Source organism: Streptomyces sp. NPDC087270 (assembly GCF_044744625.1).
GTDB lineage: Bacteria > Actinomycetota > Actinomycetes > Streptomycetales > Streptomycetaceae > Actinacidiphila.
Genome location: NZ_JBIUYR010000005.1, coordinates 418166 through 434792, shown reverse-complemented (window position 1 = coordinate 434792; position 16627 = coordinate 418166). Strand labels below are relative to the sequence as shown.

14 protein-coding genes are annotated in these 16627 nt (G+C 73.7%); 7 read left to right on the top strand and 7 right to left on the bottom strand.

From position 1 onward, the window contains the following. Positions 1-365: 365 nt before the first annotated feature. The 6 genes from ACIPAE_RS13255 to ACIPAE_RS13230 form a co-directional block, all read right to left on the bottom strand. On the bottom strand, positions 366-1883 hold the full coding sequence (locus tag ACIPAE_RS13255) for an FG-GAP repeat protein (RefSeq protein ID WP_402444973.1): 1518 nt from the start codon (positions 1881-1883) through the stop codon (positions 366-368). A 324-nt stretch (positions 1884-2207) separates the two neighbouring features. Further along, complete coding sequence (locus ACIPAE_RS13250; protein WP_402444972.1) at positions 2208-2399, bottom strand: hypothetical protein; 192 nt, start codon at positions 2397-2399, stop codon at positions 2208-2210. 60 nt (positions 2400-2459) lie between these two features. Further along, positions 2460-3332, bottom strand: coding sequence for a hypothetical protein (locus ACIPAE_RS13245; protein WP_402444970.1), 873 nt, complete (start codon positions 3330-3332; stop codon positions 2460-2462). Between the two features lie 90 nt (positions 3333-3422). Next, positions 3423-4313, bottom strand: a complete 891-nt coding sequence (locus tag ACIPAE_RS13240; protein WP_402444968.1) for a fumarylacetoacetate hydrolase family protein — start codon at positions 4311-4313, stop codon at positions 3423-3425. Continuing rightward, entirely contained in the window at positions 4310-4534 is a 225-nt protein-coding gene (locus ACIPAE_RS13235; RefSeq protein ID WP_402444966.1) for a hypothetical protein, read from the bottom strand. Before ACIPAE_RS13235 ends, ACIPAE_RS13240 begins: the two co-directional genes overlap by 4 nt. Beyond that, a complete protein-coding gene (locus ACIPAE_RS13230; protein ID WP_402444964.1) occupies positions 4531-5649 on the bottom strand; it encodes an epoxide hydrolase family protein in 1119 nt (372 codons plus the stop codon). Before ACIPAE_RS13230 ends, ACIPAE_RS13235 begins: the two co-directional genes overlap by 4 nt. 85 nt (positions 5650-5734) lie before the next feature. On the opposite strand from ACIPAE_RS13230, the gene ACIPAE_RS13225 reads away from it, so the two are divergent. Next, positions 5735-6661 (top strand): LysR family transcriptional regulator, encoded by a 927-nt coding sequence (locus ACIPAE_RS13225; RefSeq protein ID WP_329363152.1) that lies wholly within the window; start codon positions 5735-5737, stop codon positions 6659-6661. Positions 6662-6860: 199 nt separating this feature from the next. Here ACIPAE_RS13225 and ACIPAE_RS13220 read toward each other — a convergent pair whose 3' ends face one another. Further along, entirely contained in the window at positions 6861-7700 is an 840-nt protein-coding gene (locus ACIPAE_RS13220) for an SDR family oxidoreductase (RefSeq protein WP_402444962.1), read from the bottom strand. A gap of 92 nt (positions 7701-7792) precedes the next feature. Here ACIPAE_RS13220 and ACIPAE_RS13215 point away from each other — a divergent pair, with 92 nt between their 5' ends. The 6 genes from ACIPAE_RS13215 to ACIPAE_RS13190 all read left to right on the top strand — a co-directional run bounded on the left by ACIPAE_RS13215 (position 7793) and on the right by ACIPAE_RS13190 (position 16612). Next, positions 7793-8179, top strand: coding sequence for a winged helix-turn-helix transcriptional regulator (locus ACIPAE_RS13215; RefSeq protein WP_402444960.1), 387 nt, complete (start codon positions 7793-7795; stop codon positions 8177-8179). Positions 8180-8660: 481 nt separating this feature from the next. Beyond that, positions 8661-9404, top strand: coding sequence for a DUF4232 domain-containing protein (locus tag ACIPAE_RS13210; protein ID WP_329363147.1), 744 nt, complete (start codon positions 8661-8663; stop codon positions 9402-9404). A 55-nt stretch (positions 9405-9459) separates the two neighbouring features. Next, positions 9460-9969 carry a CU044_2847 family protein gene (locus tag ACIPAE_RS13205; RefSeq protein WP_402444958.1) on the top strand — a complete coding sequence of 170 codons (510 nt, stop codon included), beginning with the start codon at positions 9460-9462 and terminating at the stop codon, positions 9967-9969. A 57-nt stretch (positions 9970-10026) separates the two neighbouring features. Continuing rightward, positions 10027-12135 (top strand): trypsin-like peptidase domain-containing protein, encoded by a 2109-nt coding sequence (locus ACIPAE_RS13200; RefSeq protein ID WP_402444956.1) that lies wholly within the window; start codon positions 10027-10029, stop codon positions 12133-12135. A gap of 6 nt (positions 12136-12141) precedes the next feature. Next, on the top strand, positions 12142-13089 hold the full coding sequence (locus ACIPAE_RS13195; RefSeq protein ID WP_329363141.1) for a MoxR family ATPase: 948 nt from the start codon (positions 12142-12144) through the stop codon (positions 13087-13089). A 7-nt stretch (positions 13090-13096) separates the two neighbouring features. Next, positions 13097-16612, top strand: coding sequence for an SAV_2336 N-terminal domain-related protein (locus ACIPAE_RS13190; protein WP_402444954.1), 3516 nt, complete (start codon positions 13097-13099; stop codon positions 16610-16612). The last annotated feature ends 15 nt before the right edge of the window (positions 16613-16627 follow it).

Genomic DNA, 16627 nt, shown 5'->3' with positions numbered 1-16627 from the left:
ACTTGCTCAAGGAGGTGGCCCGGAAGATCGGTCCAGCGATCTGGGGGAGCTCGCCCGACAGCCGCTGTGGACAAGACGCAGGACAACGAGGGCTGAGACAACGTGGGTGGCCCCCGCTGCGAGCAGCGGGGGCCTTCGACGTCGTGCCCGGTGAGGTGCCGGCGGGGGATGTGGGATTCGAACTCGTGAGGGGTTGGCCCCGACGCGCTTTCCAAGCGCGCGCCCGACACGGTCACGGCATCCGGCGGGGTGACACGTGCGAGGGACGGCTCGCCCGCCCGCCCGGCCGCGCTGCCCGCCAGGGGTGCCCCCGCCCCCGCACACCCCCTTCCACCCGCCGGGACGGGCCGGGACGGGGCGGGCGGTCAGCCGAGGGTGCTGCCGAAGGCGGACCCGGGGACGGGTGTGTGCATGGTCGCCGCGCCGAAGTTGGCGGGGTGACTGCCGGTCAGGCCGGCCGCGGTGCCGTGCAGGACCCACACCGCGCCGTTCCCGGCGTTCTCGCTCGGGTCGCCGGCGGCTGCCTGGGCGCGGTCGGTGCCGGTGGCGGCGAGGACGGCGACGGTCCGGCCGAACCGGTCGTGTGCCTCCGCGGCGCCCGGTACGCCCGCGGAGTCCTGGCTGAACGCCTGCGAGCCGGTGCCGGTCAGACCCTGGGCCGAGCCCTTGAACAGGAGGAAGTCGCCGGCGTCGGTGACGCCGTCGAGGTCCTCGCCCGGCGCGCCGGCCACCACGTCCGCGTAGCCGTCGCCGTTGACGTCGCCGACCGCGACGTCCGCGCCGAGCGCGTCGGCGGGTTCCGCGACGCCGGGCACGCCGGCGCTGTCCTGGTTGAGCCAGACCGGCGCGACGGTGGTGCTCTCGCCGTCGGGCCCGCCGTAGGCCACCCCGATCGCACCGCCCTTGGACGGGATCAGCGAGTCGGTGTAGTAGCCCTCGTGGGTGTGGCCGACGACCACGTCGCCGTAGCCGTCGCCGTTGAGGTCGCCGATGGCCACGGAGTCGCCCTCCAGCCAGTGGCCCTTGGCGTCCACGAGGTTGCTCCGGTAGGCGAGGCCGCCGACGCTGTCGCCGGTGTGCGATCCGCCGAGGAAGAGCGGGGCCTGCCCGTCGTCCAGGGTCTCCACGTCCCTGCCGATCACGGCCAGGTCGCTGACGCCGTCCCCGTTGACGTCACCCGCGGCCAGGTCGTCCGTGATGATCCCGGCGTTGCCCATCGCCTCCCAGGTCACGATGGTGCCGTGGTGGTCCGGGCGCCCGTCCGTGCCGACGCCGGAGAGGACTTGGATGTCGGTGCCGGTGAGATACGCGATGTCGACGCCGCCGTCCCCGTCGAAGTCGCCGGCCGCGAGGGTCTGACCCGTATGCCGGCCGGCGACGGCGCCGGTGTCGACCGCGGTCCCGCCGGCCAGGCCCTTCGCGCCGCCCCACAGCACGGTGACCATGCCGGCGTCGACCGCGCTGCCGACGTCCTCGCCGGGGGCGCCCACCAGCAGATCCGTGTATCCGTCCCGATTCAGGTCCACCGGGAGGACCTTGGCGCCGAAGTGGTCGCCCGCCTCGGCTCCTCCGGGCACGCCCGCGGTGTTCTGGCTGAAGCTCGCGTGCGTGGCGGCGTCGAGGCCACCGGTGGCGCCGTAGACCACCGAGACGTAGCCGGCGCCGGCGCCCCCGCCGACCGTGCCGCCGGGGGCGCCGACCGCCAGGTCGGCGTGGCCGTCGCCGTTGAAGTCCACCACCGGGGGGACCCGGGTGCTCGGGGCGGACGCGTGGGCCGCGGTGCCGGGGGCGACGACGGCGCTCACCACGGCGACCGCGGCCGCCAGCGTCATCGAGTGGACACGGAAACGTCCGGGTCTGGACAAACGTCTGGGTCTGGACATACGCACTCCCCTTCAGCCTGACGGCCTCCGGAGACCCCGGATCGCCCGCCGCCCCGTCAGACCGGCCACCGCCGCGAACGGTTGTACGCCCCCGCGCCCGCCCGCCTCCCGCCCCGCCGCCCGTCCGGTTGGCCCCGAGCGCTGGGCGTACGGCCGTGTGACGTGCGGAGCGCGGCGCGGTGCGGCTGCGGCGCGGGTTCCGTTCCGGCGGGGGCCTTGCCGGTGCCGACCAACGGGCCGGGTGCTGGGCCGTCAGCCGGGGTGTGACCGAGATACGCGCCAAAGAGGCAACGGGATGATCGTGAAGCCCTGATCCGCTCGGATCTACGTGCGGCGACGTGCAGCGGGGTCGCGTTCGGCGACGTGCCGAGCGACCGAGCCGACGCCGGGCCGTGCGTATCGCTCCAGAGAGCGGACCGAGGCGTGGCGGGAGCGGGCCAGCAGCCGGGTGTTCTCCCCGAAGATCTCCTCAGCGCGGCGGTAGGAGAGCCGGGCCCGGCCGGTCTCCGGGCACACGTCGAGCGTCGGTGTTCCGGCCGGCGCCTTGCGGTCGGTGCGGTTGCACGAGAACGGGGCCTACCTGGCGGCCTCCGGATCGGCGGACTGCGTGTCTCCCCTCTCCACGCGGAAGGGGTATGTCCTGGCTGCGGTGAACGCGTCGTGGATCGGCATGATGAGCGAGGTGAGACGACGGATGTCGGCGTCGCCGATCGGCGTCCACAGCGCCGCGCAGTGCTCGTCGGTCTCGACCTCGATCTGCTCGCGCGCCGCGATGCCGGCATCGGTAGCGGTGCCGTCGGCGTTGAGCCAGCCGCGAGCTACGAGGCGTGTTGTCGCCGCAGCCACCTCCTCGTCGTCCCACAGCCGGGTGGCGCGCGCGATCGCTTCCGGGAAGTGACCTGTCGCGGTTTGCAGAACGTTGCAGTCACACGGCCCGAGGTCGTTGGCGGCGAGCACGGTGACATGCGCGTCGCCGCGCCACTCGCGCAGCACCGTGATCTGCTGCCATAGCGCGACGAGCGGATCGGCTGGGAGGGGGACCGAGGCGTTGGCGGCAGCCATCGTCTTCCCGGCGTAGTCGGCGCTCGCGACGACCGGGGCGATCAGCGATCGTGCCTCGGCGATCTGATCGGCGGTGAGGCGCACGTCGACGCGCCGCAACGCACGATCGACGGCTGCGAAGCGGGCGGCCTGCCACTCCTCTGGCGTCGCCGTGTCCCACACGCCTGCCATGACCCGCACCGACCGCGGGCTGAAGTTGTAGAAGGCCGCGAGTGTGACCTGCCATGGGACCGCGCCCATCGGGGCTGACCGGAACGCGAAGTACGCCGGTGCGTACTCGGTTACGCCCAGCTTGGCGGCCTCTTCCGGTGCCTCGGGGATGAAGTAGACGAACAGGTGGGTCGCGTTGATGGTGAGGCTGACCTCGCGGACGGCGTTCAGATCCATGTCAGCGCGAGCGAAGGTGCTGGCGAGACGCATCTCGGTGGTCTCCCGACAAGTGGAAGGGGCAAGATCGTTTGTGGTGCGTCCGGTACGTCAGGACGGCTCTGGCGCGGTGATCCGTGCGGAGATCGCGCCGAGTTCCTGCACTTCGATCCGGACCGTGTCTCCCGGTGCCAGGTAGCGGCGGCGGCCGGACAACTCCTGGATGCAGCCGGTGCCCACGGGGCCGCTGGCGAGGATGTCACCGGCTCGCAGCGAGGTACCGCGCGACGCGTGCGCCAGCATCTCGCCGAACGACCAGTGGATCTCGTCCCAGCTGCCGCCGCCGTAATGCTCATCGTTGACGTACCCGTCCATCCGCAGGGCATAGCCTTTGCCCGAGCGGTAGGGCTCCAGTTCGTCGGGGGTGACGAGGAACGGGCCGAGGCTGGTCGAGGCGTCCTTGCTCTTGGACGGGCCGTACACGAACCCCATCTCGCTCGCGGAGATATCGCGTGCGCTCCAGTCGCAGTAGATCAGGTAGCCGGCTATGTGATCCTCCGCGGTGGCGGCGTCGAGGTTCGAGCAGTCCCCGGCGATCACCGCGGCGACCTCGACCTCGTAGTCCCACAACTGAGCGCCCGGGGCGATGGGGACCTCGTCGTGCGGTCCCTTGATCGCCGCCGGGTTGGAGAAGTAGAAGAGCGGATACTCGTACCAGACCGGGCTGACCCTGCCGTCGCCGACGGCTGCCTTACCCGCGTTGCTGATGTGACGTTCGAACGCGGCGAAGTCCCGGATCGCCGGGGGCACCGGTATCGGCGGCAGCAGGTCGGCCGTAGCCAACTCGACGATCTCAGACGGTTCTCTGGTTGCCGCGGCCTCCAGCCCGCCTTCGGCGCGCAGCAGCTTCAACAGGCCCGAGCCCACGGCGTGGATCTTGTTGTCGTGCACCACGCCGCAGCGCGTGGAGCCGTCGGCGGAGCGGTAGCTGACCCACTTCATCGGGCAAGCACCTCCCGGGTGTGGTCGTCGAGCCGCCGCGCGTCGGCGAGGGAGGATGCCTGAGGGTCCAGGGGGACGGCGCTTCCCTCGCGCACGGCGCCGGGCTCGGCCTTGGCCTTGTCCGTCCCGACGACCACGACCTGGTCCCCACGCCCGAGGTGGATACGGGCGAGGCCGCGCCCGATGCCGTCCGTGCCCCCGGTGATCACGACCGTCCTCATGCGGCCACCGTCCGCGCGAACTTGACGATCTCCTCGACGAACAGCCCAGGCTGCTCCAGGGCGGCGAAGTGGCCGCCCGCGGGGATGTCGTCGTTGAAGTAGCGCAGGTCGTGATAGGCGCGCTCGGCCCAGACGCGCGGGGTACGCGTCAGTTCGTCCGGGAAGACGCTGACCCCAACGGGAAGGTCCAGCTCGGTCAGCGCGAGCGGCTGCCGGGCGTACTCCCAGTACAGGCGGGCGGAGGAGGCAGCGGTGCCGGTGAACCAGTACAGGGAGATGTGGTCGAGGATCTCGTCGGGGGTGAGGGCGTCGGGCCGGGCCCAGTCGAGGAACTTCTCGTAGATCCAGGCGGCCTGCCCGGCCGGGGAGTCGGTCAGGGCGTAGCCGATGGTCTGCGGCCGGGTGCGCTGCACGACGTGGTATCCGGAATGGACGGCGAAGAAGCGGCTGCCCTGTTCGAGTGCGGCCTTCTCCTCAGGGGTCGGGGCGTCGCCGACCGGTGGTGCGGCGAGGAACTCAGGGAAGTTGACGTGGATCGCACGCAGGCCCGTCAGGCGCTGCGCCCCCATGCGGGTCGCGACGACACCGCCCCAGTCGCCGCCCTGGGCCAGGTAGGAGTCATAACCGAGGCGCCACATGAGCACGCCGTACGCGCGGGCGATCCGGTCCGGGTCCCAGCCTGTCGAGGTGGGTTGGTCGGAGAAGCCGTAGCCGGGCATCGAGGGGACGACGAGGTGGAAGCCGTGCTCGGTGAGCGGGCCGACGGTCTTGAGGAACTCCAGGAACGAGCCCGGCCATCCGTGCAGCAGCAACAGGGGGGTGGCGTCGGGGCGGGGTGAGCGTACGTGCATGAAGTGGAGGCCGAGACCGTCGACGGTCGTGCGGAACTGGCCCAGCTCGTTGAGCCGCCGCTCCAGATCGCGCCAGTCGTACCCGGTGGCCCAGTACTCCAGCAGCCCCTCAAGGCGCTCCCGCTGCACCCCCTGGCTGCTGTCCGGCGCTGTCTCCCGGCCGGCAAGGCGTACCCGGTGGAGCCGGTCCTTCAGATCCTCCAGGGCACTGTCCGGAATGTCGATACGAAACGGTGTCACGCGGTCCGATGTCATGGTCACCACGGTGCGGCCGCGACGAGCGCGCAGTCCAATGAATGTTCCGACATATGTAATACAGGCTGCGTATAAGGCCAGCTAGAGTGGGGTGGTGTCCGAACGCTTCCCCGCACCCGTGGACCTCGACCTCCGGCTGGTGCAGTGCTTCACGGTGGTCGCCGAGTACCAGCACTTCGGCCGTGCCGCCGAAGCGCTGCACACCACCCAGCCGTCGCTGAGCCGGCAGATCCGCCGCCTCGAACAGCAAGTGGGCGTCCGCCTGCTCGACCGCACCACGCGCGGCACCCGGCTCAGCGAGGCCGGCGAGGTCTTCCTGCCCCGGGCCCAGGGGGTGCTGCGCGCCGCGGTCGAGGCGATGGCCCGCACCCGGGCCGCGGCCCGGCCCAGCAGCATCACCATCGGCTACACCAAGGGGCTGGTCATCACTGCGGCCGTGCGCGCCCTGCTCGACCGCAATCCCGATGCCGAGGTCCACACCCGCCTGCTCGCCTGGAACGACTCGCGCGGCGCGCTGCTGGAGCACCGCGTCGACGCGGTGGTGACGCGCCTGCCGTTCCCCACCGACCAGCTGCGCGTCACCGTCCTCTACGACGAACCGCGGGTACTGGTCGTGCCCCGGGACCACCGTCTGGCCGGCAAGGAGTCGGTCACCCTCGGCGACATCGCCGACGAGCCGATCCCCCACGTACGCCAGTCCGACCCGTTGCTGAACGCCTACTGGCGGCTCGATCCCCGGCCCGACGGGCGGCCCGCGCCCGACGGCCCCCTGGTCGAAGCCCTTGAGGACAAACACGAACTCATCGCCGCCGGGCAGGCCGTGGCCATCGGGCCGCCCCTCGACCACGCGACCGGCCTGCACCCCAGCCTCACCACCGTCCCGTTGCACGGGGTCGAACCGAGCCAGGTCGTACTCGCCACGCGCACCGGCGACCGCAGCCGTCTGGTCACCGCTTTCCGCAAGCATGCCGAAGCTCTGCTGACCGGAACCCACCGTGCAGGACCGACCCGCACGACATGATCAGCGGCAGCTCCGCCCGCATACGCAAGCGATCATGGCCCGTGCCTGGTCCGCCGCCACGGCGTCCCGACGAGATCGGGGATCTCCTCCTTGGACGTCCCGCGCACCACTCCGTCTGCTGGGAGGGCCGGTAGACCCGCGGCCGGGGGTCGCCGTGGATCGCCGTGCACGAAGGGCGGTGCGGCGCCGCCGACCGGGCTCAGCGGAAGGCGTCGACGTGGCGGGCGGCCCAGTCGGCGAAGGGGCGCGGGGCGCGGCCGAGCACCCGCTCGACGTCCGGGCTGACGCGCAGCTCGGCCGGGCTCGGGGAACCGAGGATGTCCAGCGTGTCGTCGGCGAGTTCGGCCGGCATGCTCCGGGCCATGGCGGCCTTGGCCTCGTCGCGGGTGAGTTCGTGGAACCGTACCGGGGTGCCGAGCGCGGCGGCGATGGCCTCGGTCTGCCGGCGCGGGGTGATCACCTCCGGGCCGGTCAACTCGTAGACGCCGCCGGCGTGCCGGTCCTCCAGCAGGCAGGCCGCCGCGACCGCGGCTATGTCCGCCGGGTCGATGATCGGTACCCCGATGTCGCCGAAGGGCGCGGCGACGACCTGCCCGGTGCGGACGGAATCGGCCCACCACAGCGCGTTGGAGGCGAAGCCGCCCGGCCGCAGGATCGCCCACTCCAGCCCGGACTCCCGCAGCGTGTCCTCCAGCGCGCGCATCGCGATCCGGGTGGGGCCGGAGGGCCTGGTCACCACGCCCTGCGTGGAGAGCAGCACGACCCGGCGGACCCCGGCGGCCGCGGCTTCGCCGATGATGTCGGCGGGTTGGGCTCCGCCGGCGTGCAGGTCGCCGGAGAGCAGCAGGAACAGTGCCTTCGCGCCGTCCAGCGCGGGCTTGAGGCCGGCCGGCTCGGCGAGGTCGGCCACCACGTGGCGGACGCCGTCCGGCACCGCCGCCGCGTGCCGTGACACCGCCGTCACCTGCCGGCCCGCCTGGGCCAGTTCCCGCGTCAACGGCCTGCCGATGTTGCCGGTGGCCCCGGTCACCACGATCATTTCGAGCTCCTTGTCGGATGTCCTGTGTGGCCTTCACGCTAGGAGCCTGGGCTAACTTTTGGTAAGGACATACCTTGAGGTAAGCTCAATACATGGCGGGAGGCGCGCAGTTCAGGCAGGCCGGGGCGGGGAAGCCGTATGACGTGTTTCACACCGACTGCCCCGCGCGCGACATGGTCGACCACGTGACCAGCAGGTGGGGCATCTGGGTGCTGATCTCCTTGCGGAGCAACGCCCTTCGGTTCTACGAGCTGCGCGAGAGCATCCAGGGCATCAGCGAGAAGATGCTCGCCCAGACGCTGCGCGTGCTGGTCCGGGACGGCCTGGTCTGGCGGGAGGTCGAGCCGACGACGCCGCCCCAGGTCACCTACGGGGTCACCGAGTTCGGCCGTGACGTCGGCGAGCCGCTGACGGAGCTGTTCGACCGGATCACCCGGCGGCTGTCGGCCGACGGCGCGGACTGGCAGCCGCACTCGTAGCCGTAGCCGTAGCCGTAGCCGTAGCGCTCGTCGCCCGGCGCGGGGGTGGTGCGCTTCGCCCGGCGGGCATTCCGCGTCGTCGAGGTCAAGATTCGTCAGGTCACGGGTCTGTCCCAGCGGGGGCGGCCGCGGGCAGGTGCGGAACTCCGGCCGGGAACCGCCGACTCGGGCCGTCGACGGCCGCGCGCCGGAGCGTCGCGGCACACAGCGTGCGGACAGGTTTTCCGCGCCGGACGGGGGCGGGGGAGGGGTGCGGGAGGGGCTGCGCGGGCGGGATGCCGCCGGTGGTGGCGTGTGGGGCGCCCGGGATGGGTGTGTAACAGGGGTGTCCTAGCGGGCAGTTGGGTGGAACGGCCGGCCGGGCCGGGCGAGTCCTGGTGATCAGGAACGCTCGCTCGTATCGACTCGTACGGACTCGCACCGGTCCGTATCGACTCGTACCGGGCAACAGGAGCCTCCAACCGACACCGAGGAAGAAAAGATGCGCGTCCACAAGCTCACCTTCGCCGCCGTGATCGTCGCCGCGGGACTCTCGCTCACCGCCTGCAACAACGACGACAGCTCGGCGCACAGTGACCCGACGTCCTCGTCCACGGTGACGTCCACGGGCGGCGGTTCGGACTCGGACGGCTCGGGCTCGGGCGGTTCGGACCAGACCGCGACGGGCTCCGGCGGGCAGAGCACGGCCACCGGCACGTCGTCCTCGGGCGGCGGCTCGGGCTCGGGCGGTTCGGGCAAGGCCACGACCGGCTCCGGCGGGCAGAGCACCTCCGGCGGGTCCGGGTCCGACGCGAGCGGCAAGGTCGGCAAGTGCCGCACCGGCGACCTGAAGATCACGGCGACGGACACCTTCATCGACGGCGACGCGGCCGGCAGCGTCGCGGTGGGGCTGAAGAACGACAGCGGCCGGACCTGCACGCTCGCCGGGTTCGCCGGCGTCGACCTGACGACCAACGTGGGGACGGTGTCCGCGAAGCGCGTCGGTGCTCCGGCCACCACGATGAGCCTCAAGAACGGGCAGGAGGTGGACTTCAACGTCAACTACCCGCTCAACAAGACGGGCGGCACCGGGGCCCGGATCACCGGGCTGCGGGTGACCGCGCCCGACGACACGAAGTCGGTCACCCTGCGCTGGCCGGGCCAGGCCTCGCTGCCCACCGGCACGGACAGCGGTGGCCACGGCGTGGAGGTCGGCCCGATCGGCAGCGCCGGCCAGGGCGGCTGACCGCTTGCGCGCCGGTTCCGGAGCGCGGCGGTGCGGCGAGCGGCACAATGGGGGAGTGCCTGACTTCGCCGAACTCCGCCTCGCCGACGACTCCTTGGTCCGGGTGGAGCTTGCCCCGGTCGGGCAGCCCCCTTCGGGCGAGGGGGAGCCGGACGACCTGCCCGACGGTTTCAGCGCTCCCGTCCCGGTCGGACGGGGGGCCGGGGCCGCCAGGCTGGCCGCCGGCACGCTGCGAGGGGTGCTGCGGCCGATCGGGTTGGTGCTCCAGGAAGTCCAGGACAGCCTGAGTGCGCTGGACCACCCTCCGCAGGAGGTGAGCGTCGAACTCGGCGTCCAGATCGGGCAGGACCTCAAGCTGGGCATCGTCGGAGCGAACGGTCAGGCGAGTATGAAGGTGTGCGCCACGTGGCGGCCGGTCCCGGCCCCCGCCGCCGTGCCCGCGGCCGTACCCGGACCTGTGCCCGCACCCGCGGCCGTGCCCGCGGCCGTGCCCGCGCCCGCTTCCGCCCCCGCCGCGTCCGGAGCGGAGACCCCGCCCGCGGCGCCCGGCCCGGGGGCGCGATAGCCCATGGGGTGGTTCGGGCCGCCCGTGGACGGTGGCGGCGGGCACGGTCGGGAAGCGGTGATCACCGTCCTCACCGCGAAGAGCGGGCGGACCGCGGGCGCCGCCGTGCAGATGTCGGGCCGCTGGCTGCTGACGTGCGCGCACGTGGTCAACGAAGCCCTGGGCCTGCCGCTGGAGTCCGTGGCCGAGCCCGCGGACGCGTGGGTCGACGTGGCGTTCGCCGCGCTGCCCGGGACGGGGCGGCGGCGGGCACGGGTACGGCACTGGATACCGCGGCGTGCCGCGGAGCCCGGCGCGTTGGGCTGGCTCGCGGACCTCGCGGTGCTGGAACTGCGGGATGACCCGCCCTCGGCGGCCCGGCCGCCCGCCTGGCGGAACATGGTGGCGGGGCAGCACCTGGTGGCCTGGTACGGCACCGGTCAGGAGTACAGCTACGCCAAGGTGGATGTCGGCTCCTGCGACGGCCCGCTCGGCTACCTGGACGGCACCCTGGCGGGCGCGGCCCTCGGCCCCGGCTACAGCGGCGGCCCGCTGTGCCTGCCGGACGGGACCGCCGTCGGCCTGGTGGTGGCGCACCTTCCGGCGCCCGCGGGACCGTTCTCGCCGGGCGACGTCATCCGCCGGGGCATCGCGATCCCGTGGCAGGCGGTACGCGCCGAACTGGCCGCGGCCGGAGTGCCCGATCGCGTGATGAGCGCGCTGACCGCGGCGCCGCCGGCACCGTACGGCCACCTGGTGGCGCGCATGGCGCAGCCGCTGGCCGTCCTGCTGGGCGACCCCGTGCTCCGCGCCGACCGTGCCGGCCAACTCGCCGAACTCCACGGACTGGACCGCCCGCGAGACGGATCGGCGCCCGCCTACCAGGAACTGGCCGCCTTCCTGCTGCGGCACCCCCGCGGCACCGCCGACTTCGCGGAGATCCACGCGCCGACCCTGACCACGCGGGCCGGGCGGGCCGCGCTGGACGAACTGGTCGGCCTCGCCCACGGCGAAGGGGCCGCCCTGCTGCTGTCGGCCGGCGAGCACCACGAACTGCTGGAACACCTCGGCGGGCGCTGCGAGGCGGATCGGACGCTGCTGCCCCGCGCCACGCAGGGAGCCCTGCCGTACGCCCGCCTGCCCGCGGTCCTGCGCGCCTCCCGGCTGCCGTCCGGTGCGCTCGACGAGGCCGTCCGGGCGCTGGAGTCCTTCGGCGGGGACAGCGCCCGCGTCCCGTACGACACGCCCCGGGTCCCGGCGCTGCTGCGCGTGGTCGAGTACGTGGCGGCGCTCCATACGAACGGCGCGGACCTGCCGGCGCTGCGCGCCTGGAACGACCGGGTCGCGCGCCGGCTGGGCATCCCCGGCGCGGCGCTGGCCGAACGCCGGCAGGACGCCGCCGAGTGGGCGGCCCGGCAGCGTGAAGGGCACCAGCGGACCGTCGTGGTGGAATTGGACCGGCGCGAGGGCGACCCGGACCACCACTTCCGCTGCGCGCTGTGGCGGACCCGGGCGGACGGCACCCCGGCGCGGGTGGAGACCGGCCCCGACCGGGCCCTGCCCGCCGCGGTGATCGCCCGGCTCGTCCGGCAGGCGGCGGACGGCGGCGAGGGCGACACGGCACTGGTCGAGGTCTGGGTGGACGACGCGCAGCTCCAGTTGCCCGTGGACGAGTGGGACGGCGCCGACCCCGGCGACGGCCTGGCCGCACCGCTGGGGGAGGAGCACCACGTGGTGCTGCGCTGCAAGGCCGTACGCCGCAACGCCTCGGCGCTCGCCCGCCGTTGGGCCGACCGCGCGCTCGCCGAACCCCTGGTGGTCGACGGGCGCGCCACCGACCCGAAGTCGGCGATCGTCCGGCTGAAGCAGGACCGGGACTGCGGACGGGTGGTGATCCACGGCCCCCGCGGCCACCGCGACACGGTGCTGCGCGCCTGCCTGGTACTGGGCGTGCCGGTGGTGCTGTGGGACCGGAACGCGGACGGGTACGACCACGCGCCGAGGCTCGATCCGGTCGGCCCCGCCGGGCCGCTCGACGGCCTGCACGAAAGGGTGCGGCGCTTCCGGGTCGACGCCTACGCGGACCCGGCGAAGTACCCGGCCCGTCCCGCGCTCGTCTGGGAGGACCCGGAGCGGCAACTGCCCGACGGGCTCTGGCTCGCCGACCCCGAAGGCACCGAGGCGTGAGGACCGATGACCGACATCCATGACCACGACTGGCAACTGTTCAAGGGCGACGGGCAGGCCCGGCGGCCGGACCTGCCGACCGCCCCGCCCTGGCGCCGGTTCAGCGGCGAGCAGGGTGCGCGCGGCCGGCCGTACCTGATCGGCGCGCGGGAGACGCACATCGTCAACGCGGCGCTCCACCTGCGCCGCCCGCTGCTGGTCACCGGCCATCCGGGCAGCGGCAAGTCCTCGCTGGCGCACGCCCTCGCCCATGAACTCGGCCTGGGGCGCGTGCTGCGCTGGCCGATCAACAGCCGCTCCACCCTTCAGGACGCGCTCTACCGGTACGACGCGATCGGACGGCTGAGGGAGACCACGCTGAGCCGCGACCGGGGCGAGGCGGAGCCGGGCATCGGCACGTACATACGGCTGGGGCCGCTCGGGACGGCACTCGCCCACCGGGGACGGCCACGCGTCCTGCTCGTCGACGAGCTCGACAAGGGGGACGTGGACCTCCCCAACGACCTGCTGGCCGCCTTCGAGGACGGCGAGTTCGAGATCCCGGAACTGGCCCGGCTGCCCGAGGAGCAGTCCGCCGTGGACGTGCTGACCGAGGACAACGGCGAGCACGTGCGGGTCGAACGGGGACGGGCGTTCTGCCGCGAGTTCCCCGTGGTGGTCATCACCAGCAACGGTGAGCGCGACTTCCCGCCCGCGTTCCTGCGCCGCTGCGTACGGCTGGACCTGCCCGAGCCGGACCGCGACCGGCTCCGGGACATCGTCGCCGCCCACCTCGGTGCGGAGGGACTGGCCCAGGCCGAGGACCTGCTGGAGGTCTTCGAGAACCGCCGGGTGGCGGGCGAACTGGCCACCGACCAGCTGCTGAACGCGGTCTTCCTGCGCGTCGGCGGCGTGGACACCGACGCGGACGGCCTCCTGGACGCGGTGCTCCACCGCCTGGGCCGGACGGTGTGACGGCCCGGTGGAGCGGCTGCTGAGCGTCCTCGACACCTGCGGAGTCACCCTGGACCCGGAGGAGTTGCTGGACGTCCTGTGGCTGGCCAGCCGGGTGCCGCGCGGCGCACGCGCCCCGCTGGCCGAGGCGGTGGGCGCGGTCCCGGCACCGGCCGTGCAGCCGGAGCAGGCGGCGTCGGACCCCGAGGCGGCGGCCTCCCCGGCGCCGGTTCCGGAGCCGGCGACCGTGCCGGTGCACGCCGGCGGCCGGCGGCCGGACGCCGAGGCGACCGCGCCCGGGACCCGGGCCCTGCCGGTCGGCCTGCCCGGGGAGAGGGCGCTGGGCGCCGGCACGCTCCCGCTGGGACGAGCCCTCAGGCCGCTGCGGGTCAGCCGGCCGGCCGCGCGCCGCGCCGAGCTGGACGAGCCGGCGACGGCCGCCGCGTACGCGGAGACCGGGCTGCCCGACGTGGTGCTGCGGCCCGCGCGGGAGCGCGGGCTGGACCTGGTGCTCGTGGTGGACGACGGCCTGTCGATGCTCCTGTGGCGTCGGCTCGGCGCCGAACTGCGCATGCTGCTGGAGCGCCTGGGGGCGTTCCGCGCCGTGCGCGTCCACGGCCTGGGCAGCCGGGGCGCCGACGCGCCGTACCTGTCGTCCCGTCCCTTCACGCCGGGCGCCCGGCTGCCGGCCGCGGTGGCCGCCGACCCGTCGGGGCGCAGCCTCGTCCTGGTCGTGAGCGACGGGGTCGGCGAGGCGTGGCGGGACGGCCGGATGCGCGGCGTCCTCGACCATTGGGCGGGGGTGGGGCCGACAGCCGTGATGCACGTGCTGCCACCGCGCCTGTGGCAGGGCTCCGGCATCCGCGCGGACCCGTGGCGGGTGACGTCCCGTCAGGCCGCCGCCGCCAACGGGACGTGGACCGTCGACGATCCGCTCCTGCCGCCCGGCACCGTGGACTTCGACGACGTGCCGGTGCCGGTGCTCCGGCCCGAGCCGGCGTCGGTCGCCGCGTGGGCACGGCTGGTCGGCTCCGGCGGCGCCACGGCGGTCCTGCCGCTGCTGGCACCGCAGTACGCCCCGCAGCGGCGGAACCCGGCGCCCACCCGGAGCACCGATCCCGCCGAGGCCGTACTCCGCTTCCGGGACGCCGCGTCGTCCGAGGCGTACCGCCTCGCCGCCCACCTGGCCGTGGTGGGCACGGTCTCGGTGCCGGTCATGCGGCTGATCCAGCAGGCCGTGCCGTGGACGTGCGAGACGGCGCACCTCGTGGAGGTCTTCCTCGGCGGGCTCATGCGCCCGGTCGCCGACGGGCAGCCACCGCACCGGCAGAGCTTCCGCTTCGACCCGGCCGCCCGGCAGATCCTCCTCGACACCGTGCCCACCGCCGAACTCGCCGCCACCAGCCGTGCGGTGGCCGAACAGCTCGCCGCCCTCGACCCGCGACCCGACCGGTTCCCCGCGTGGCTGCCGCATCCTGGCGGCAGCGCGCGGCTGACCGCCGGCGCGCGCCCGTTCACCGCACTCGGCCCGGGCCTGCTGCGGACGATGGGCGCGAGCCTCCCGGACGCGCGGGAACCCGAAGGAGAGGCGGCCGGACCCGGCGGGCCGGAGGCGCCGGTGCCCTCACGGCTCGACCCGGCCTCCACCGCGGGGGCCCCCGTCGCGAGCGGTGACTGGGAGGAGCTGCGGGCCCAGGACCTGCGGCAGTTGGGGCCCTACCGGCTGCTGCGGCGCAACGACCGGGGCAGCTTCGCGGTGAACTACCTGGGCCGGGACGCCCGGGGCGGGTCGGCCCTGGTCCGCGTGCCGCGTACCCCGGAAGTCGCCCTCGCCCGCGAACTCATGTCCGTCGAGACCGAGGCACTGCGACGGATGAACGGGCGGTACGCCCCCCGCATCCTCGCCCAGGGGATCGACGAGCGGCCACCGTGGCTGGCGACCGAGCTGATCACCGACGACGCCATGGACCCCGCGCCCTCGCTCACCGCGCTGGTCGCCGCCGAGGGCCCCATGGGGGGCGGCCGGCGCTTCCGGACCCTCGGCTGGCATCTGGCGGAGGCGCTGAGCATCTGTCACCTCAAGGGCATGGTGCACCTGGGCCTGAACCCGAGGTCGATCACCGTCGCGCGGGGCACGGCGTACATCACCAGCTGGGCACGCACGCAGATCGACGGCCGGCCGCCCGGACCGCTGTCCGCGCATCGCGGGCCGCCCCGGTACCGTGCCCCCGAATTCGGCGACCTGGGCACGGTGTACGGCTCCGCGACCGACGTCTACGTGCTCGGACTCCTGCTGAAGGAGGTGTGCGCCGGCCGGGCGCTGCGCCAGTTCCAGGGCCGTGTCGCGATCGATCTCGTCGAGATGGCGAGCCTGCCCCAGGAGCTGCGCCGGATGCTGGACCGCTGCGTCCACGAGGACCCGCGGGAACGGCCCACCGCCCGCGCGCTCGCCGACGCCTTCGCGGCATCCCTGGAGGCTCATCCCGCGCCGGCGGGGTGGGGGCGCCCCGAGCCGGCCCTGTCCCCCCTCGGCGGCGCCGCGCCGCTGGGTCGTACGGCGGCGGTGGAGCTGTCCTCCGACCGGCTGCTGCGCGACCAGCCGAGGCCGAGACCCGGTGCCAACGCGCAGCCGTCCCGGTTCAGGATCGGCGGCAGGAAGGAGCAGGAGGCGGAGCGGAGGCGGAAGCTGGAGCTGATCCGCACTCCGGTGCTGGCGTGTTGTCGGATCGCGGTCATCAGCTTGAAGGGTGGTGTCGGCAAGACGACGACCACCGTCGGGCTGGGTGCCACGCTCGCCAGTGAGCGGCAGGACAAGGTCCTGGCGTTCGACGCCAACCCGGACGGGGGCACGCTGGGGCGCCGGGTGCGCCGGGAGACCGGTGCGACGACCAGCGACCTGGTCCAGGCCATCCCGTACCTCAACAGCTACATGGACATCCGGCGGTTCACCTCGCAGGCGCCGTCCGGTCTGGAGGTCCTCGCCAACGACGTGGACCCGGCGGTCTCGTCGGCGTTGAACGACGAGGACTACCGCCGGGTCATGGGCGTGCTGGGCCGCCAGTACCCGTTGGTTCTCACCGACTCGGGCACCGGGCTGCTCTACAGCGCGATGCGCGGGGTGCTGGACCTGGCCGACCAGCTGATCGTCGTCTCGACGCCGTCCGTGGACGGCGCCTCCAGCGCCAGCACCACCCTCGACTGGCTGTCCGCCCACGGATACGCCGAACTCGTCGCCCGCAGCATCACCGTCATCTCCGGGGTGCGCGAGACCGGCAAGATGATCAGGGTCGACGACATCGTGGCGCACTTCCGGACCCGCTGCCGCGGAGTCCAGGTCGTCCCCTTCGACGAACACCTCGCCACCGGCGCCGAGATCGACCTCGACAGGTTGCGACCCAAGACCCGCGAGGCGTACTTCGACCTCTCCGCGATGGTCGCCGAGGACTTCGTACGGGCGCAGCAGGACCACGACCAGCGACCGGCGGGCCCCCCGAACCCGCCCCCGAACGACGGCACTCCACGGACGGGCGGGACCGACACCTGAGGATCACCCGTCGGG